Below are 17,788 nucleotides of genomic sequence, written 5' to 3' on the forward strand. Positions count from 1 at the left end.
TATCACCAGAGTTCGATCTATCCGTGCGGCGTCGCCCCTGCCGGCCCGGTTATGTCCGGAAGCCGTCCGGGAGCAGCCGGGCGAGGGCCCGCACCGCCCGGTACTGCAAGGCCTTGATCGCGCCCTCGTTCTTGCCCATGGCCCGCGCCGTCTCCGCCACCGAGAAGCCTTGGAGGAAGCGGAGCACGATGCACTCCTGCTGCTCCGGGTTGAGCTGTTTGACCGCACCGAGCAGGGTGACATTGGTGATGTGCTCGACCACGGCCGCCTCCGGGCTGCCTTCCGGCCCCCGGTCTTCGCGTTCGGCGTCGAGGACGTCGCCAGTGGTTACCTCGAGCCGGTAGCGGCCGGATTTGAAGTGGTCCGCGACCAGGTTGCGGGCGATCGTCACCAGCCAGGCCCCGAGGTCCCGGCCCTGCCAGGTGAAGCTACCGATTCGCTTCAGCGCTCGGAGGAAGGTGTCGGAGGTGAGGTCCTCTGCCAGTTGGCGGTTGCCCACTCGGAAGTAGACGAACCGGAAGACGGTGTCCACGTACCGGTCGTAGATCAGGCCGAAGGCCTCGGCCTCCCCGGCCTGCGCTCGCTCGACCAACGCCCAGATCTCGGTTGCCGGGTCGGACGGGTCGGGACGGCTCGGGAAGCCGGTGGCGGGTGTGCTCGCCGGCAACGCGGGCAGTACCGCCGTGTCGGTGGCGGCGGAGTCGGCGGTGGCGGGTGGGTCGGCGCTCCGGCGGCCCTGTACGGGCATAGCGGGCCGGGCTGGCGAGGCGACCCGGGCTCCGACCGGCTTGGCGTTCGCGCCCGGTGTTCCGCTCCGGGCCGGGGCCTCGTTGGGATGTGGACGGCTGCGTAGCCCGTTGTCGCTCCGGGCGGCGAGCCGGCCGTCATCCCGGGGCCCGCGGGGTGTCAACCGTTCATTCGTCGTGGATCGGGGAGGCGGGTCGCCCAGGCCGATCGGCCGCTGCGCGTAGCCGAAGGTCGTCATCGGGGCACCTCCGTCCCGCGGCCCGAGTCCCCGGTGTGTGGTTGGGGTCGGTCGGGCACGCATGGTTTGGGTAGGGGGGTTGCCGGCGCGCGGCACGTCCCCTTGAGGTGCTGGTCCAATGCGCTGACGGGCACGGGGGCCTCCTCGGGCTGAGGGGTTGTTGACTCACGAAAACGGGGTGAGCCAACCCGAGTGATGATAGGGGTCAACGTCACCCGCGCGTGGCAAGTCCGTTACACAGGGCCAAAGTATTTCTGGTCGTGTCGCACTGCTGGCGGACCAGTTGTCCGTCGTGTGCGGTTGACTTTCGGATTCCCCGATGATTCGGGGAGATTCCCAGGTGGATCGGGGTGTGGATGGTCGTGGCGAGGTGTGCGCCGGCCGGCCGGCGGGGCGAGATGGCGGCAGCGGCCGAGCGCGGTGGCATGTAGAGGGTGTCGGTGATCTCACCGCACGTGATGGCTCGGTCCCATGGATGGGACGGGCGGAGGTGGTGTTGCGACGCTCCGGTGCGCCGTCGGTCGGCGCCCGCCGTGCTCCCTCGGCTCCGGTTCGGCCGATCGTTTGCCGTTGTGCCAGACTCGACGGCCGTGCAGGAGGTGGCCGGCGACGCTGCGAACATCTCCCCGTGCGAGGTGGCTGCTGCTCGTCGCCGGGTCACCCAGGTGTGGCGCAGGGCGGTACTGGGTGTGCCACACCCCGCCAACGGCGAAACTGTCCACGCGATACGCGGCGAAAGCCACTGCTCCGGTCGTCGGGCCGGGGCCGTCCCGACGGAGGAGACCGATGCGTGAACCCCGCCTCACCCTGATCACCCGGCCCGGTTGTCACCTCTGCGAGGACGCGAAGGCGGCGCTGGAACGGGTGGTGTCGGTCACCAATGACCGGTGGGTGGAGAAGGACGTCACCGACGATGTGGAGCTGGAGCGCGAGTACGGCGACCGGCTGCCGGTGGTGCTGCTCGACGGCAAGGAGCACGGCTACTGGCGGGTCGAGGAGGAGCGACTGCTCCGCGATCTGACCATTCCTCAGCTCTGAGGCCTCCGGGTAGGGTGCGGCGATGAGTTCTGCGCACCCGCACCTGGTCTGGGACTGGAATGGAACCCTGCTCAACGACCTGGACCTGGTCGTGGCGTCAACCAATGTCGCCTTCGCCAGCGTTGGTGGGCCGGCGGTGACCGCCGACGAGCATCGGGTTCGGTTCCGTCGACCGATCGCCGACTACTACGCGGAGGTGCTCGGGCAGGCGGTGGACGAGACGGCGTTCGGTCAGCTGGACAAGCTCTTCCACGAGGTGTACAAGGACGGGCTGACCACCTGCGCGCTGGCACACGACGCGGTTGACGCGATGTCGTCCTGGCCCGGGAGCCAGTCGCTGCTCTCCATGTGGTTCCACGAGGATCTGGTGCCGACCGTGCAGACCTACGGACTGACCAAGAACTTCCTACGGGTGGACGGGCTCCGGGCTGAGATCGGTGGTGATCGGAAGGCCGAGTCCCTGGCCCGGCACCTGGCCGAACTGAGGCTGGATGGCCGGGACGTGGTGCTGATCGGCGACTCGCTCGACGACGCAGACGCGGCCCGGTCGGTCGGTGGCCGTGCGGTCCTCTACGCCGGGGGCTTCACCGACGCCGCCCGCCTGCGTGCCTCCGGTCATCCGGTCGCGGAGACCCTCACCGAGGCGGTCGCCCTGGCCCACCCACATTGATCAGGCGCCCGTCTCAGCGAGAGCGTGGGCGGTGTCGGTGCACGGTGCCCCGGGCTCGCCCGGGTCGCCTCAGCCGCGCAGGTAGGTCAGGACGGCGCGGACCCGGCGGTGCTGCTCGACATCCGGTGGCAGGTTGAGCTTGGTGAAGATGTTGCGGACGTGCTTCTCGACCGCGCCGTCGGTCACCACCAGGGTGCGGGCGATCGCGGTGTTGGAGTGGCCTTCGGCCATCAAACTCAGTACCTCGCGTTCGCGCGGGGTCAGGGCCCGCAGTGGATCGTCACGCCGGCGGCGGGCGAAGAGCTGGGTGATTACCTCGGGATCGAGAACGGTGCCCCCGGCGGCGACCCGGTCCAGCGCGGCGAGGAACTCGTCGATCGCGGCCACCCGGTCCTTGAGCAGGTAGCCGACCCCGACCCCGGTGGCCAGGAGGTCGTCGGCGTAGGACACCTCGACGTACTGGGAGAGCACCAGGATGGGCGCCGCTGGCGCCAGAGCGCGCGCTTCGACGGCGGCCCGGAGCCCCTCGTCGGTGTGGGACGGCGGCATTCGTACGTCAACGATCGACAGGTCGGGGCGATGGGTGACCACCGCCTGCACCAGGGCAGCACCGTCACCGACGGCGGCCACCACCTGATGGCCGCGTTCGGTGAGGAGTCTGATGAGCCCTTCTCGGAGCAGGACGGCGTCGTCGGCGATCACGATCCGCATGAGTGAGTGTCTACCACTTTCCGGTCGTCACGGGGAACTCGGCGCGGATCGCGGTGGGGCCGCCGGCGGGGCTGGTCACGAGGAGTTGCCCGCCGGCTGCCCGGACCCGGTCCGCGATGCCGACTAGCCCGTGCCCCTTTGCCAGGTGCGCGCCGCCCTGGCCGTCGTCGTCGACGCCGACCCTCAGCCGCTGCCCGGCCCGCTCCACTGTGACTCGGCACTCGGTGGCTCGGCTGTGTTTGGCGACGTTGGTGAGCGCCTCGGCGACCACGAAGTACGCCGTGCTCTCTACCGCTGGATCGAGTCGGCCGCCGGGCTCGCCGAGCCCGGCGTCAACCTGCAGCTCGATCGGGATCAGCCCGCGCCCGGCCAGCGCCGCGAGGGCGCTTGGCAGTCCGCGGTCAACCAGGATGGGCGGTGCGATGCCTCGGGACAGCGCCCGCAGCTCGGTCAGGGTCTCCCGGGTTTGGTCGACTGCCTCGTCGAGCGTGTCCCGGGCCGCTACCGGGTTGCTGGTGAGCTGCTCGCGGGCCCGGCTGAGATCCATCGCGAGTCGGACCAGCCGTTGCTGTGGCCCGTCGTGGATGTCTCGCTCGAGCTTGCGCAGCGCATTCGCCTCGGCGGAGACGGCTGCTCTCTTCTGCTCCTCGAGGGTGGTGATCCGGTTGCGCAGCTCGGCCACGCCGGTGAGGAGAGCGCGGGCCAGGCCACCCTCGGTCCGCGCACATGCGCGGGCTACCAGCGGCAGGGTGAGCAGGGCGAAGACACCGATGGCGGTGTTCAGGAAGATTCGGGCACCGGCGCCGTCGCCCATCCCGAGGAGTTCGCTGAGGTGCGGGCTGTCTGGACCGTGCGGGAGGTAGCGATCATATGCCGCGTAGCAGATGCCGGCGAGCGCCAGCACCCACCAGCAGACCAGGATGACGAAGACCGGCATCGCCACCAGCAGCTTGCTGAACGCGTGGAGCAGGTCGAGCCACGACTGCGGATCGCGTACCGGTGCCAGGACCCGGCGCCAGAAGGTGGCATCCGGATCGGGGCCCCGGTAGACGGGGCGGATCCGCGGCACGTTCAGCACGGTGGGCAGCCGGATCCGTTCGATGTCGGCCAGCACCCGGACGGCGTAGAACGTGCCGGCCAGGACCGGCAGGCCCAGCGTGGTCACCAGCAGGCTCAGGCTGAGGGTGAACCCGGTGACGGCCACCACGAAGCCAACCACGGCGAGGAGTAGGCCGGAGAGTACGTAGCCCGAGTCGCGCAGGAGTTGGCGGAGCAGGTTGCGCAGCGGGCTGGAAGCGGGGGTGGCGGCCCCGCGTGTAGCGGTCATACCCCCGAGGCTAGGCAGGGAGACCGAACCAGCCCATCCTGCCCACCGCCGAAACTCTGGAGGTGCTGGCGTGACCACGGCCGTTGGAAGGCGCTGGTGATACCGCGCCCATTGGAAAGTGCCGGCGTTATCGCGCCTGTTGGAAGATGCTGGCGCTGCCGCTCCCGTGAAAGGGTGCCGGTGTTACCACGCCCACTGGGAAGTGGGCGACGCGCCTCCCGTGTGATTGGTCAGAGAAGTCGTAATTGAGTAATAATCGCCGGACGGCGTAGGCGGAGTCGAGGCATTGATCTTGTGGAACGGGGGGCTGGGTGGAGTCGCGTCGTGGGCAGCCAAGATCGCGATTTGTGCGTGTCTTCACAAGCGCTTACTCTGTAGTTCCGACCCGCTCCGCTAGCACAGCCGGCATCGTCGGTGGCCAGCGGGATTCCCCACACGGCCCGGCGGAGTTGGCCCAGGATCCCACCGCACGGAGTTTCATGAGTCCGCACCGTCCGCCCGGCGAGCCCGAACGCCCTGTCGCCGTGCCGGCGTTGCCGGACCTGCCAGAGGCGACCGTCGCCCGACTTCCCGAGTATCTCCGTGCCCTGCACAACCTGGCCGAAAACGGTCACGAGACGGTGTCCAGCGAGTGGTTGGCCACGGCCGCAGGAGTCAACTCCGCCAAGCTCCGCAAGGATCTGTCACACCTCGGTTCCTACGGCACCCGGGGTGTCGGTTACGACGTAGCCCTGTTGATCGATCAGATCGAGTACGTGTTGGGGCTCACCCAGCGGCGGTCGGTTGCCCTGGTTGGGGTGGGTAATCTCGGTCACGCCCTCGCTGGCTATGACGGCTTCGCCACCCGTGGCTTCCGCATCGCCGCGCTCTTCGACGCCGACCCCGTTCGGGTCGGTGAGGAGATCAACGGTCTGGTCGTCCGGCACGTGGACGAGCTGTCCCGGGTCGCCATCGAGGAGTCGATCGCGATCGGCGTGATCGCCACCCCGGCCGCCGCCGCGCAGCGGGTCGCCGACCGGCTGGTCGCCGGCGGAGTAACCAGCATCCTGAACTTCGCGCCCTGCGTGCTGACCGTGCCGGACGGGGTTGACGTACGCAAGGTCGACCTCGCCGTCGAGCTGCAGATCCTGTCCTTCCACGAGCACCGTAAGGCGTCCCTGACCGCACTCCCCGCCGCCGGCGCTGCCACCCTCACCCCATTGCCGGGTGACCTCGCCGCCACCGACCCCCAGGAGGCGATCGGCACGTGAAACTGCTAGTCGTCGGCGCGTCTTACCGTACCGCCCCGGTCGCCGCCCTGGAGCGACTCACGGTCGCCCCCGCCGACCTCTCTCGCGTCCTGACCCGCCTGGTGGCGCAGCCGTACGTGAGTGAGGCGGTGCTCGTCTCCACCTGTAACCGGGTGGAGGTGTATGCCGTTGTGTCGGGTTTCCACGGTGGCCTCGGCGACATCTGCGCTGTCCTGGCCGAGTCGACCGGCTGTCAGCCGGCGGCCCTCGCCGACCACCTGTACGTGCACTTCGACGCCGCGGCGGTCAACCACGTCTTCCGGGTCGCCGTCGGGCTGGACTCCATGGTCGTGGGCGAGGCCCAGATCCTCGGCCAGCTCCGGGATGCGTACCACTGGGCATCCGAGGCGGAAACCGTCGGCCGCCTGCTGCACGAGCTGATGCAGCAGGCCCTCCGGGTGGGGAAGCGGGCCCACTCCGAGACCGGCATCGACCGGGCCGGGCAGAGCGTCGTCACCGCCGCGCTGGGCCTCGCCACCGAGTTGCTCCACAGCGACCTGGCCTGCCGCCCCGCGCTGGTCGTGGGGGCGGGAGCGATGGGCTCGCTGGGTGTGGCCACCCTCGCCCGGTTGGGCGCCGGGCCGGTCAGCGTGACCAACCGGGGTGTCGACCGAGCGATCCGGCTGGCCGAGTCGTACGGCGCGACCGCCGTGCCGATCGCCGACCTCACCGCAACACTTTCCACAGTGGATATCGTAGTGGCTGCCACGGCCGCCCCCGAGGCGGTCCTCACCCGCGCGGTGGTGACCCAGGCACTCGCTGGTCGGAACCCGTCCCGGGGGCCGTTGGTCCTGCTCGACCTGGCGGTGCCGCGGGATGTCGAGCCTGGCGTGGCCGACCTGCCCGGCGTCCAGGTCATCGACATCGACCGAATGGCGGCGCTGGTCGCCGACGGCCCCGTCGCCGCCGATGCCGCCGCGGTGGAGCAGATCGTCGCCGCCGAGGTCGACACCTTCCTCACCTGGCTGCGGGGAGCTGACGTCGCACCGACCGTGGCCGCCCTGCGGGGTCGCGCCGACGACGTGGTCGCCGCCGAGCTGGGCCGGCTCGTCCACCGTCGTCCGGATCTGACCGACGAACAGCGGGCCGACGTCGCCCGCACGGTGCACCGGGTCGTCCAGCGCCTGCTGCATCAGCCGACCGTACGGGTCCGCCAGCTCGCCGCCGAGCCCGGCGGCGACCAGTACACGGCGCTGCTGCGTGAGCTGTTCGACCTGGAGGTGCCGCAGACCTCCGCGGTCGGCACCGTTCCCGATGTCGTGGTGCCCGATGTCGACCCCCAGCTCGGCGGCGACGCCGAGGCCCCACCCACCGGAGGTGAGTGATGAAGGTCCCCCTACGCCTCGGTACCCGGGGCAGCGCTCTCGCGATGGCCCAGTCCGGGCAGGTCGCGGAGGCCCTCACCGCGGCCACCGGTACCCCGGTGGAGCTGGTCGAGGTGGTGACCACCGGTGACCGTTCCACGGCCCCGGTGCACCAGCTCGGTGTCGGCGTGTTCGTCTCCGCGCTGCGGGACGCCCTCGCCGCGGGTGCCATCGACTTCGCGGTGCACTCGTACAAGGACCTGCCGACCGCGGCGGCCCCCGGCCTGTACGTCGCCGCCGTTCCACCCCGGCAGGATCCCCGGGACGCGCTCGTGGCCACCGGCGGTCGTACGCTCGCCGAGCTGCCGCCCGGCGCCCGGGTCGGCACCGGTGCGCTGCGTCGCATCGCCCAGCTGCACGCGCTCGGGCTTCAGCTCGAAGTCCAGCCGATCCGGGGTAACGTCGGTACCCGGCTGGCGCGGGTGCTCGGGCCGGAGGCCGACCTGGACGCGGTGGTCCTGGCACGGGCCGGGCTGGCCCGGCTGGATCGCACCGACACGATCACCGAGACGCTCGACCCGATGCTGATGCTGCCCGCTCCCGCCCAGGGGGCGCTGGCGGTGGAGTGTCGGTCCGACGACTCGGCACTGGTCGAGCTGCTCGCGGTACTCGACCACGCACCGTCCCGCGCCACGGTCGTCGCGGAGCGGGCGCTGCTCGCCACCCTGGAGGCCGGGTGCAGTGCCCCGGTCGCCGCCTACGCCGAACTCGCCGAAGGCGACGTCGGTGAAGAGATCTACCTGCGCGGGGCGGTGATCAGCCCGGACGGCACCCGTGACCTCCGGCTGTCCCGCACCGGAACGCCCGCCGACGCGGTGGAGATCGGTAAGGCCCTCGCCACTGATCTTCTCGACCTCGGCGCCGACTCGATCCTCGGCCAGCAACGGAACCTTGGCCCGGGGACCCAGCAATTTGGGAGCACAGTATGACCCGCACCCGTAAGCCCGTAGGCCGCATCGCGTTCGTCGGGGCCGGTCCCGGCGATCCGGGCCTGCTGACCCGCCGGGGATACGACGCCCTGGTCAGTGCCGACCAGGTGGTATATGACCGGGGAGTCCCTGAGGCGCTGCTCGATGTCGTCCGCGCCCAGGCGAAGCAGGAGGCCCAGCTCACCCTGGCCGAGGGCGGATCGGGCGACGTGGCGAAGGTTCTGATCTCGGCGGCCCGCTCCGGGCTGAACGCGGTGCACCTGGTCGCCGGTGACCCGTTCGGCCACGAGGCGGTGGTCCGGGAGGTGCAGGCGGTCGCGCGGACCGCCGGACAGTTCGAGGTGGTACCGGGCGTCGGCCAGGCCGAGGGGGTGGCGACCTACGCGGGTGTGCCGCTGCCCGGTGTTCGTACGGCGGCCGATGTCGAGGATGTCACCACGCTCGACTTCGAGGCACTGGCCGCCGCAGTCGCCCGGGGACCGCTGGCCCTCGCGGTGGAGGCCGGAGATCTCGCCGCGATCCGGGACGGGTTGCTCGCCGCCGGAGTTGACGATGCGACCGCGGTCGGCGTGACCGGCGACGGCACCGGCGAGACCCAGTACACGACGACGTCGACGGTGGACTCCTTCGTCGCGGCGGCGCTCGGGTTCACCGGCCGGGTGGTGCTCACCCTCGGCGAGGGCGTCGGCCAGCGGGACAAGCTCAGCTGGTGGGAGAACCGTCCGCTGTACGGCTGGAAGGTGCTCGTCCCGCGGACCAAGGAGCAGGCGGGGGTGATGAGCGCCCGACTGCGCGCGTACGGCGCGATCCCCTGTGAGGTGCCGACCATCGCGGTCGAGCCGCCGCGTACCCCCGCGCAGATGGAGCGGGCGGTCAAGGGGCTGGTCGACGGCCGGTACGCTTGGGTGATCTTCACTTCGGTGAATGCGGTCCGGGCGGTCTGGGAGAAGTTCGCCGAGCATGGCCTCGACGCCCGCCACTTCGGCGGTGTCAAGATCGCCTGCATCGGCGACGCGACCGCGGACGCGGTCCGCGCCTTCGGGATCCGGCCGGAGCTGGTCCCCGCCGGGGAGCAGTCCTCGGAGGGGCTGCTGGCCGAGTTCTCGCCGCACGACGAGGTGCTCGACCCGGTCGGTCGGGTGCTGCTGCCGCGCGCCGACATCGCCACCGAGACGCTCGCCGCCGGGCTCACCGAGCGCGGCTGGGAGGTCGACGACGTGACCGCCTACCGGACGGTTCGGGCGGCACCGCCGCCGGCCGAGATCCGCGACGCGATCAAGTCGGGTGGGTTCGACGCGGTGCTCTTCACCTCATCGTCCACGGTCCGGAATCTGGTCGGCATCGCCGGGAAGCCACACGCGCGTACCGTTGTTGCGGTTATCGGGCCCAAGACGGCGGAGACCGCCACCGAGTTCGGCCTTCGGGTTGACGTGCAGCCACCGCACGCCTCGGTCCCCGACCTGGTGGAGGCGCTGGCCGGCTACGCCGTCGAGCTGCGCGAGAAGCTCGCCGCGATGCCGGCGAAGCAGCGGCGCGGCTCGAAGGTACAGGGGCCGACCGCCCTCCGGTTCCGCTGACCCTGGAGGACCCGTGTCGTATCCCGAGATCCGACCCCGGCGGCTGCGTCGCAGCCCAGCCCTGCGGCGACTGGTCGCCGAGAATCGGGTCGACCCAGCCGAGCTGGTTCTGCCGATGTTCGTCAAGGAGGGGTTGACCGAGCCTCGGTCCGTGCCGTCCCTGCCGGGGGTGCTCCAGCACTCCCGGGAGTCGCTGCGTAAGGCCGCGGTCGCGGCGGTTCGGGCCGGGGTCGGCGGGATCATGCTCTTCGGGGTACCGGCTGACCGGGACGAGCTCGGCTCCGGTGGGGCCAACCCGAACGGCATCCTCAACGCCGCCATCCGGGATGTCGTCTCCGAGGTGGGCGACGCCACCGTGGTGATGAGCGACCTCTGTCTGGACGAGTTCACCTCGCACGGGCACTGCGGGGTGTTGGCATCCGACGGGTCGGTGGCGAACGACGCCACCCTCGCCGCGTACGCCGAGATGGCGGTGGCGCAGGCCGCGGCCGGGGTGCACGTGGTCGGGCCGTCCGGGATGATGGATGGTCAGGTCGGCGTGGTCCGGCGGGCGTTGGACGCCGCCGGCCACCAGGACGTTTCGATCCTCGCCTACACGGCGAAGTATGCGTCCGCGTTCTTCGGCCCGTTCCGGGACGCGGTGGAGTCGACGCTGGACGGCGACCGCCGGACCTACCAGCAGGATCCGGCGAACCTTCGGGAGTCCCTGCGCGAGGTGGCGCTGGACGTGGCCGAGGGCGCCGACATGGTGATGGTCAAGCCGGCGCTGCCGTATCTCGACGTGGTCGCGGCGGTCCGGTCCGCCGTCGACGTGCCGGTCGCCGCCTACCAGGTCTCCGGCGAGTACGCGATGGTCGAGGCGGCTGCCGCGAACGGCTGGATCGACCGCGAACAGGCGATGCTGGAGACGCTCACCTCGATCCGGCGGGCCGGAGCGCAGATCATCCTCACCTACTGGGCGGTCGAGGCCGCGCAGCTGCTGCGTCAGCGGTACTGACGCCGCCCCGCCCGGTCGGCCCACCGCCGCCAGCCGGGGTCCACCAGCACCGCCACGGCCCGTCGGCCCGGTCACGTACCGGGCTGGCGGGCCGTGGCGACGTTAAAGGGTGGTGTGGTCGCCGGCGGCGACGTTTCAAGGGTGGTGTGGGCGCCGGCGGCGAGGTCAGTGGTCAGTCGTCGTCGACGATGGTCCCGGTGCCGAGCGGATCGGCGATCTGGATCCCGGGGCCGCCGGCTACCAGCAAGGTCAGCCTCTCGTCGGTCTCTCGTCTCCGGTCGCCGCGCACCGATACCGGGAATGTCAGCGTTGTCTGGCCAGCCCGCAGCATCTGGCAACCGGTGTACGACCGGTAGTCGATGCCGGGCCGCGCGCTTGTGCCCAGGGTCAGGGCACAGACCAGGGCCGGCTCGGAGAGCGGACGCGAGACGGCTACGGTGAAGGCAAGTGTGCTGCTGCCCCGATCGCCTTCGACGACCGAGGCGTCAGCGACGGTCAGCGTCGGGCGCGACCGGAACCGGGCGACCTGCGGATCGTGGTCACTGGCGCCGCGCGATCCGTCCCCCGCGTACTCCGCCGGCCAGTCGGCGTTGACGTGCGCCGCCCGCATCTGCACCAGATCATCGTGGAGCGCCTCGGTGACGAAGAGGTGGTCCAGCGTCTGGGCCTGACCGGCGAAACTGTACGAGTACGCGGACGACGGCGCGTCGGCGAGCAGGTCATCCCAGAGGTTGTGCAGCCCCACCTCGTACAGCGGACCGAGCTGGTCCGACGGGGTCGGGTCGGCGGCCGTCGCGATCGGATCGTCGGGACGGGGAAAGACGTTCAGGTCTCCGCCGAACACCACTCGGGCGTCTGGGTCCGACGCCGCGATCGCCGAGACGATGGCGGCACCGTACGCCGCCTGCTCCCGGCGTTGCCCCACTCGGCGGTCCGGCCCGGACGAGTAGTGGTTGCTGGCCGCCCAGAGCGTGAACCTTTCACCCGAACCGGGGGCGGCGGCGATCGTGAACCGGCCGAGCTGCGGCGCACGGGTGAAGACGTTGTCGCCGTCCTTGCCGGTGCTGGTGTCGACGTCGGGTGGAAGGACCGCGTTGAGCGCCTTGGGGTTCTGCACGTCGGCGTTGGACGGTAGTCCGGGCGCGCGGTACTGGATGGTCGGGGCGGAGCCGAGCAGTGGATCGTCGGCGGTCGCCTCGGCCATCGCGACCCGGTCGGTGCGGTAGAGGAAGGCCGAGCTGATGCCCCGGTCGTCGGCGCCGCTGCGGTCGTAGGCGGCGGCGTAGGCCGGGCCACCGTTGTCGGCGATGGTCAGCGCGAGCTCCTGGAGCGAATCCGGAGCGCCGTCGGCGTCGTTGGTGCTACCGCAGACCAGCGTGGTGCCGTCGACCGTGCAGATGTCCTGGTCCTCGGTCTCCTGGATCAGGATCAGGTCGGGGGAGTGCAGGTCGTTGATGATCTGATCGGCGAGGGCGGCGAGCTGGTCCCGGTACTCCTGCTCGCTGCCCGGCACGTAGTCGAACGGCGGGCGTACGCCGGTGCAGCCGTCGTTTCCGGCGAAGTCACAGCCGTCGAAGGGGTCGTCGCGGAAGTCGTACAGGTTCTCCACGTTGTACGCGGCGACCGCGTACTCCGTGGACCTCCGGGCCGGCTTCGGCGGGTGGTTCGTTGCCGGGTCGGTTCCGGCCGCGAAAGCCGCGGACTCAACCTGGACGCCGTACTTCTGGAACGAGTAGTAGAGGCCACCCACCGCGTCGTCGGTCAGCGTGTCGAAGGTGCGTGCCGGGGGAAGCAGTGTCGTGTTGTCCCCGCTGGTGGCCTTGACACCCATGCTGCCCAGCATGATCCGCTGGCCGTTGCCGTCGTCGAAGATCTGGGTGGGATCGTTGTCCAGCGGGTGGGCGTCGCGGAACACGCGGCGGGTGTGCGGGTCGTCCCGGTCCAGGAGCGGGTCATCCCGGTCGACCAGCCAGGTCTCGGCGTCGGCGGTGGAGGCGAAGACGTTGCGCCCGCTCACCGTCTGACTGTCGGCACGCACCCGCAGCCGGGCCCCCTCGTGCCGTTCCCAGAAGCGTTGCGCGTCGGCGAGGTCGGCCGGTGGTACCGCGTCGGTCACCGTGACCACCCGGTCCACGTCCAGCCCGGTGGAGATTCGACGGACCAGCGAGGCGCTGGAGAGCTGCGTCATGTTGTAGTACTCGGAGACCCGGGCGTGGAGCACAACCTCGTCTCCGACGGTCGGCACGTAACCGCCGATGAGCGACGTGAACGAGCCCATGAAGACAAAGATGCCGTCGGAGCTGGTGGGGTCACCGTCGGTCGCGTCGGCGCGGCTCTGGAGGAAGAACCCGTGCTGGTCCCGACCGGAGGAGTCGCGGGCCAGGGTGCGTTGGGTGACGACACCGCGGACGTCGTACCGCGCGCTGCTGGCACCGTTGCCGCTGGTCGGCGCGAGCGGCGAGCGGTCGGTGGCGCCCTCCTCGGCGTCGGTGGTCGGGCCCTGCACCTCGCCGATCGTCAGCTCCCGGGTGGCCTGCACCGGCAGGGCGCAGGTCGCGGTGGTGCCGTCGGTATCGGTCGCGGTCAGGACCACCGAGTACGCCCCGGCGGCCAGGTCGGCGCTCGCGCTGACGGTGGCCCGGGCGGTGCCACCGACCGCTCCGGCCGGGGTGAGCGCCGTTCGGCTGATCGTGCCGGTGGCCGGAGTCGGGGTCACCGACGTGACCGCCAGGTCGACGATCTCATCGTCCGGGTCGGTCGCGGTGACTTCCCGGGATGCCGCGGTGCCCGCCGGCGTCACCAGGGGATCACCGCAGATGATGGTGGCGGGGGTGTCCACCGGGCCGTCGTCGAGGCGGTGCGCGCCGAGCCCGTCCACCGTGTCGGTGTCGAAGCCGGCCCACTCGGCGGCCGGGTCGAAGCTGTCGCCGGGTTCGGGGTCACCCGAGACGACGTTGCCCAGTCGCCGGAGGGTGTGGTTGGCCGTACTGGTCAGGCCGGTGCCCCACGCGGTGCCGGGATCAACGCCCACCTGACCGATCGCGTCGAGCACGATGCCGCCGCGGCGCAGCACGACTGCGTCGTCGCCATTGAAGAGTCCGGCGCCGGTGACCTGGTCGGCCTGGGCGAGGATCGCCGCGTTCGCCGACGAGTGGGCGAAGACAAAGACATCTCCCGCCGCGACCGTGCCGGTCAGGGTGAAGGTGGTCGGCGTGGTGGAGCCGTTGAAGTGCAGGAGCAGGTGATAGCCGCCGCCGGCGAGGTCGACCGGCGCGCCGGTGCCGTTGAAGAGCTCGATCGCCTTGTTGTTGGACGAGCCTTCGACGTACTCGGAGATGAACAGGTCGGTGGGGGCGGCGGTGGCGGCGTCGGGTGTGACCCCGACGGCCGCGATGCTCACGGTAGCGGTGACGGTGGCGAACACGGCGAGTGCGCGGCGCGGTCGCATGGAGCCTCCACGGTGGGTGGATAGGACGAGCGAAGGTTAGAGGGTGCGTCTTACCTTGCTCTAGCCCCTGAAGGGCCCGGTGGTGAACTATTGGCCAGTGGCGTCGAGCCGGTGCACCAACTCGGCAACGTCGATGCTGTACTCGTACCACTCCCGGTCGGGGCGGTAGCCCAGTTCGGCGTTGACCTTCAGCATCGCCTCGTTGTCCTGGGCGTTCCAGGTTTGCACCTCGGTCAGCGCCGGCTCGGCCGAGCGCAGCTCCAACAGCATGCGTGCCTTCATCGCGCGGTCGATGCCGTGCCCGCGGTGCTCCGGTACGACGATCGTGTCGTACTGGTCGGCCCGGGTCGGGTGCTGCGCCGGCGCCACCACCTCGGTGAGCCCGGCCACCTCCCCGGTCTGCTCGTGCAGCGCGAGGACGATGTATGGGGTCATCCCCCGTCGGTGCAGGCAGCCGAGGCTGTCGCGGAGTCGCTGCGGGTCGTAGGAGCTGGGGCGGAGCTCGCCCTCCTCGACATCCCGCGCCTCCGCCTTGGCCCGCGCGTACGCGTCGATGAGCTGATCGGGCAGCCCACCGGGGTGGAACTGCACGTGGTACCCCGGGCTGACGCCGTCGGCCGTCTTGCCCAGCTCCGCCCAGTCCACCCCGGCCAGGTCGAGCACACTGCGGGTTTCGACGTACTCCCGGGTGAAACCGAGCGCCTCGTAGAAGGCGACCGACGGAGTGTCGCCGACCACCTCGACGCCGATCGTCTGGAACCCCTCCTGGTAGACCCGGCGGGCAGCGGTCAGAACCAGTTCACGGCCGAGGCCGCTGCGGCGTGCCGACGGGTGCACCAACACCTCGAGCACACCGATGCTGCCAAGTAGCAGGACGTTGACCACCCCCGGCCTGGCGGCTCCGCTGTCCTCGGCCACCCAGGAGATCCGCCGTTCGCCCGGCATCATCTCGGTCAGGTACTCCCGCAGGAAGCTCCCCTGCCAGGGCGGGTCCTGCGGCAGATCGGCGGCGAGGACCGCGTTCAACGTGTCCAGCAGAGACACGATCTCGGCGGACGACGCGGCCCTGAGATCCCACTCGCGCACCATCACCCGTCTAGCTTGCCGCCTACTGCTGCTCGGGGGAAGTAGGGGATCCCCCGAGAAGGTGGATGATCGTGTCAGGTCCGGCTTGCCTGCCCGTACTGGTTGGCCTTGTCGAAAACGTCCTGAGCGTACTGCCGCACGTTGTTGTACGACAGGATGGCGTTCCACCAGTCGCCGGCGACGGTCAGGTTCCGGCCGCCCTTGCACAGATAGTTGGCGGCGGCCAGGGCGGCGTCGTCGATGTCGTGCGGGTCCTTGCGGCCGTCGCTGTCCGCGTCGGCTCCGATCTCCTGCCAGGTGGTCGGAATGAACTGCATCGGCCCGATCGCCCGGTCGTAGGTGGCGTCCTGGTCCAGCGTGCCGCGGTCGGTGTCGCGAATCAGCATCCGCCCGCCCTGCCCGTCCAGCGGTAGGCCGATGATCTCCGGGGCGGCCCGCCCGTCCGGGCCGAGCTGGGCGTTGTTGGCCTGCCCGTGCGCCGACTCGACGTGCCCGATCGCGGCGAGCGTGGTCCAGCTCAGGCCGCAGCTGCGGTTGGTCTGGGCGAGGACCAGTTCGGCGTAGCCGTAGGCCTGCAACGCGACCGGTGCGATGCCGACCTTCGGGCCGGTCTGGGCCGCCCAGCTTGCGAGCGTGTCGGCGGGTCGACCCAGACCCGGGGTCGGGCCGGTCATCGTGGGGTCGGGTGGGGGCAGGGTGCCCGCCGGTGCCGCCCCGTCGGGCGCGGAGGTCGGCGCGGCCGTCGTGCCGGGGCTGGCGACGGTGGTGTCCGGGTCGGAGCGCACCGTGGCGGGCAACAGCAGGGCACCGGCCGCCACGGTCGCCGTGACCAGGAGCAGCAGGAAGCCGCCGGGGACGGTGAGCTGGCCGCTTGGCCGTCGCGACCAGCGGTGGACCGAACGTGCCGCGTTGACGGCCAGTCGGGTGGGGGTGACGCGGATGGCGTGCGCGAAGCGGGTCCGGCGCCGCTGAGCTCGGGCGGCTCGCTCCGGCCCGGCCGGGTCACCGGAACCCGACGGCTCGTCGACCGGGTCAGCGTCGGTGTGGGAGGGCTCGTCGGAGTCGGCCGTCGCAACGGTGGTGTCGACTCGGGCCCGGGCGGCGGTGGGGTCGGCCGCGGTGGGGTCGGCCGCGGTGGACAGATCGGACTTCGGATCATCCGTGGTCGCCGCGTCGGGGGCCCGCGTCGGCTCCACGTCCGGGGCCGTTGGCGGTCGCAGCCACGGTCGGCGCGGCCGGGGCACCCGCCCGGGTCGCTGGCCGGCGGCCACGCCGGAGCCGCTCTGCGCTCCCCCGCCCGGTGTGGCCGGGCGTAGGGGCCGGAGGGTCTGGTTCTCCTCGCCGTCCACCACCTGTCGAGTATTACCCATGTCCGCTTGGTCGTCTGGGGCGGTCGTAGGCTGGAGGCATGCCCCGGTACGAGTTTCGTTGCCGCGCCTGCGGCGACACCTTCGAGGTCAATCGGCCCATGGCCCGGGCCGCCGCGCCGGCCCGCTGCCCGCAGGGGCACGACGAGACGGTCAAACTCCTCTCCACGGTCGCGACAGTCGGTCTTGGTGGATTCGGCGGGACCGCTCCCACCGCAGGTGGTGGCTGCTGCGGCGGTGGCTGCGGCTGCTGAGCGGGCATTCGATTCGCCGACGTCTCACCGCGCTTGCCGACGTCGGCGCGGAGTGGCACGTTGGAGCAGGACCGGGCCGTCATTTCGCGATGCGTGACGGGCTGGATCCGACAGCATGAACCAGACGTCCTGGGCGGAGGTTCCACGCATGTCGCCACGGATCCACCTCCCGGCCGGGTGGGTGACCTTCGTCTTCACCGACATCGAGGGCTCCACCCGGCTGGCCCAACTGCTCGGACCCGACTACCGGCCGGTGCTGTGGGAACATCGGCGCCTGCTGCGCCGCACCATCGTGGCTACCAAGGGAGCGGAGCTGCTCACCGAGGGTGACTCGTTCTTCCTCGCCTTCGCGGACGCGTCCGCCGCGCTAACCGCCTGCCTGGCCGCCCAACGTGCCCTGACCAACCACGACTGGCCGACCCCGGACGCCACCCCGCGGGTACGGATGGGGCTGCACACCGGGTGGGCGGAGCCTCGCGACGGCGAGTACGCGAGCGCGGAGGTGCACCGGGCCGCCCGGGTCGCCGCCGCTGCGCACGGTGGACAGGTGCTCTGCTCCGCGGCGACCGTCCAGCACGCCGCCCCGTTGCCCAGCGGCGCCTCCCTACTCGACCTGGGCCTGCACCGGCTGCGCGGCTTCGACGACCGGGAACGGCTCTTCCAGCTGACCGCGCCGGGCCTGGAGCGGCAGTTCCCGCGTCCGCGTACTGCTGACGCGGTGGCGCACAACCTGCCCACCCAGGTCA

General features: G+C 71.0%; 15 protein-coding genes. 9 read left to right on the plus strand and 6 right to left on the minus strand.

Annotation, left to right across the window (positions count from 1 at the left end):
• Positions 1-49 precede the first annotated feature (49 nt).
• Entirely contained in the window at positions 50-985 is a 936-nt protein-coding gene (locus tag STROP_RS01760; RefSeq protein WP_011904269.1) for an ECF subfamily RNA polymerase sigma factor, BldN family, read from the minus strand.
• A 572-nt stretch (positions 986-1,557) separates the two neighbouring features.
• Here STROP_RS01760 and STROP_RS24980 point away from each other — a divergent pair.
• Genes STROP_RS24980 through STROP_RS01775 form a run of 3 tightly spaced genes read left to right on the plus strand, consistent with a single transcriptional unit; the run spans position 1,558 to position 2,693 of the window.
• Entirely contained in the window at positions 1,558-1,779 is a 222-nt protein-coding gene (locus STROP_RS24980) for a hypothetical protein (RefSeq protein ID WP_187151568.1), read from the plus strand.
• Positions 1,772-2,023 (plus strand): glutaredoxin family protein, encoded by a 252-nt coding sequence (locus tag STROP_RS01770; protein WP_011904270.1) that lies wholly within the window; start codon positions 1,772-1,774, stop codon positions 2,021-2,023. Before STROP_RS24980 ends, STROP_RS01770 begins: the two co-directional genes overlap by 8 nt.
• A gap of 22 nt (positions 2,024-2,045) precedes the next feature.
• Complete coding sequence (locus tag STROP_RS01775) at positions 2,046-2,693, plus strand: HAD family hydrolase (protein WP_011904271.1); 648 nt, start codon at positions 2,046-2,048, stop codon at positions 2,691-2,693.
• A 69-nt stretch (positions 2,694-2,762) separates the two neighbouring features.
• On the opposite strand, the gene STROP_RS01780 is transcribed toward STROP_RS01775, so the two are convergent.
• Complete coding sequence (locus STROP_RS01780) at positions 2,763-3,404, minus strand: response regulator (RefSeq protein WP_011904272.1); 642 nt, start codon at positions 3,402-3,404, stop codon at positions 2,763-2,765.
• 10 nt (positions 3,405-3,414) lie between these two features.
• Positions 3,415-4,731 carry a sensor histidine kinase gene (locus tag STROP_RS01785; RefSeq protein ID WP_011904273.1) on the minus strand — a complete coding sequence of 439 codons (1,317 nt, stop codon included), beginning with the start codon at positions 4,729-4,731 and terminating at the stop codon, positions 3,415-3,417.
• A 479-nt stretch (positions 4,732-5,210) separates the two neighbouring features.
• Here STROP_RS01785 and STROP_RS01790 point away from each other — a divergent pair, with 479 nt between their 5' ends.
• From STROP_RS01790 to hemB, 5 genes are read left to right on the plus strand one after another with little or no spacing between them, the layout of a single operon-like run.
• Positions 5,211-5,981, plus strand: coding sequence for a redox-sensing transcriptional repressor Rex (locus tag STROP_RS01790; protein ID WP_011904274.1), 771 nt, complete (start codon positions 5,211-5,213; stop codon positions 5,979-5,981).
• Positions 5,978-7,345 (plus strand): glutamyl-tRNA reductase, encoded by a 1,368-nt coding sequence (locus STROP_RS01795; protein WP_011904275.1) that lies wholly within the window; start codon positions 5,978-5,980, stop codon positions 7,343-7,345. The genes STROP_RS01790 and STROP_RS01795 overlap by 4 nt, the downstream gene beginning before the upstream one ends.
• Positions 7,345-8,313 (plus strand): hydroxymethylbilane synthase, encoded by a 969-nt coding sequence (hemC, locus tag STROP_RS01800; RefSeq protein ID WP_011904276.1) that lies wholly within the window; start codon positions 7,345-7,347, stop codon positions 8,311-8,313. Before STROP_RS01795 ends, hemC begins: the two co-directional genes overlap by 1 nt.
• Positions 8,310-9,890, plus strand: a complete 1,581-nt coding sequence (locus STROP_RS01805) for a bifunctional uroporphyrinogen-III C-methyltransferase/uroporphyrinogen-III synthase (protein ID WP_011904277.1) — start codon at positions 8,310-8,312, stop codon at positions 9,888-9,890. The genes hemC and STROP_RS01805 overlap by 4 nt, the downstream gene beginning before the upstream one ends.
• Positions 9,891-9,903: 13 nt before the next feature.
• The gene (gene hemB / locus STROP_RS01810) at positions 9,904-10,887 is read left to right on the plus strand and encodes a porphobilinogen synthase (RefSeq protein WP_011904278.1); all 984 of its coding nucleotides are present in this window, start codon (positions 9,904-9,906) and stop codon (positions 10,885-10,887) included.
• A gap of 172 nt (positions 10,888-11,059) precedes the next feature.
• Here hemB and STROP_RS01815 read toward each other — a convergent pair whose 3' ends face one another.
• From STROP_RS01815 to STROP_RS01825, 3 genes are all read right to left on the minus strand, one after another.
• Positions 11,060-14,335 carry a lamin tail domain-containing protein gene (locus STROP_RS01815; RefSeq protein ID WP_011904279.1) on the minus strand — a complete coding sequence of 1,092 codons (3,276 nt, stop codon included), beginning with the start codon at positions 14,333-14,335 and terminating at the stop codon, positions 11,060-11,062.
• An 87-nt stretch (positions 14,336-14,422) separates the two neighbouring features.
• Positions 14,423-15,424, minus strand: coding sequence for a GNAT family N-acetyltransferase (locus STROP_RS01820; RefSeq protein ID WP_011904280.1), 1,002 nt, complete (start codon positions 15,422-15,424; stop codon positions 14,423-14,425).
• A 71-nt stretch (positions 15,425-15,495) separates the two neighbouring features.
• Positions 15,496-16,791 carry a lytic murein transglycosylase gene (locus STROP_RS01825; RefSeq protein ID WP_187151569.1) on the minus strand — a complete coding sequence of 432 codons (1,296 nt, stop codon included), beginning with the start codon at positions 16,789-16,791 and terminating at the stop codon, positions 15,496-15,498.
• Positions 16,792-16,829: 38 nt separating this feature from the next.
• Here STROP_RS01825 and STROP_RS01830 point away from each other — a divergent pair, with 38 nt between their 5' ends.
• Positions 16,830-17,042, plus strand: a complete 213-nt coding sequence (locus tag STROP_RS01830; RefSeq protein WP_011904282.1) for an FmdB family zinc ribbon protein — start codon at positions 16,830-16,832, stop codon at positions 17,040-17,042.
• Positions 17,043-17,788: the final 746 nt, after the last annotated feature.

Origin of the sequence: Salinispora tropica CNB-440 (assembly GCF_000016425.1) — a bacterium.
GTDB lineage: Bacteria > Actinomycetota > Actinomycetes > Mycobacteriales > Micromonosporaceae > Micromonospora > Micromonospora tropica.

Coding starts and splice junctions, on each gene's coding strand:
- STROP_RS01775 (WP_011904271.1), top strand. CDS start 2,046: ATGAGTTCTGCGCACCCGCACCTGGTCTGGGACTGGAATGGAACCCTG.
- STROP_RS01825 (WP_187151569.1), bottom strand. CDS start 16,791: ATGGGTAATACTCGACAGGTGGTGGACGGCGAGGAGAACCAGACCCTC.
- STROP_RS01790 (WP_011904274.1), top strand. CDS start 5,211: ATGAGTCCGCACCGTCCGCCCGGCGAGCCCGAACGCCCTGTCGCCGTG.
- STROP_RS01830 (WP_011904282.1), top strand. CDS start 16,830: ATGCCCCGGTACGAGTTTCGTTGCCGCGCCTGCGGCGACACCTTCGAG.
- STROP_RS01805 (WP_011904277.1), top strand. CDS start 8,310: ATGACCCGCACCCGTAAGCCCGTAGGCCGCATCGCGTTCGTCGGGGCC.
- STROP_RS01770 (WP_011904270.1), top strand. CDS start 1,772: ATGCGTGAACCCCGCCTCACCCTGATCACCCGGCCCGGTTGTCACCTC.
- STROP_RS01815 (WP_011904279.1), bottom strand. CDS start 14,335: ATGCGACCGCGCCGCGCACTCGCCGTGTTCGCCACCGTCACCGCTACC.
- STROP_RS01760 (WP_011904269.1), bottom strand. CDS start 985: ATGACGACCTTCGGCTACGCGCAGCGGCCGATCGGCCTGGGCGACCCG.
- STROP_RS01820 (WP_011904280.1), bottom strand. CDS start 15,424: ATGGTGCGCGAGTGGGATCTCAGGGCCGCGTCGTCCGCCGAGATCGTG.
- STROP_RS01785 (WP_011904273.1), bottom strand. CDS start 4,731: ATGACCGCTACACGCGGGGCCGCCACCCCCGCTTCCAGCCCGCTGCGC.
- STROP_RS01780 (WP_011904272.1), bottom strand. CDS start 3,404: ATGCGGATCGTGATCGCCGACGACGCCGTCCTGCTCCGAGAAGGGCTC.
- hemC (WP_011904276.1), top strand. CDS start 7,345: ATGAAGGTCCCCCTACGCCTCGGTACCCGGGGCAGCGCTCTCGCGATG.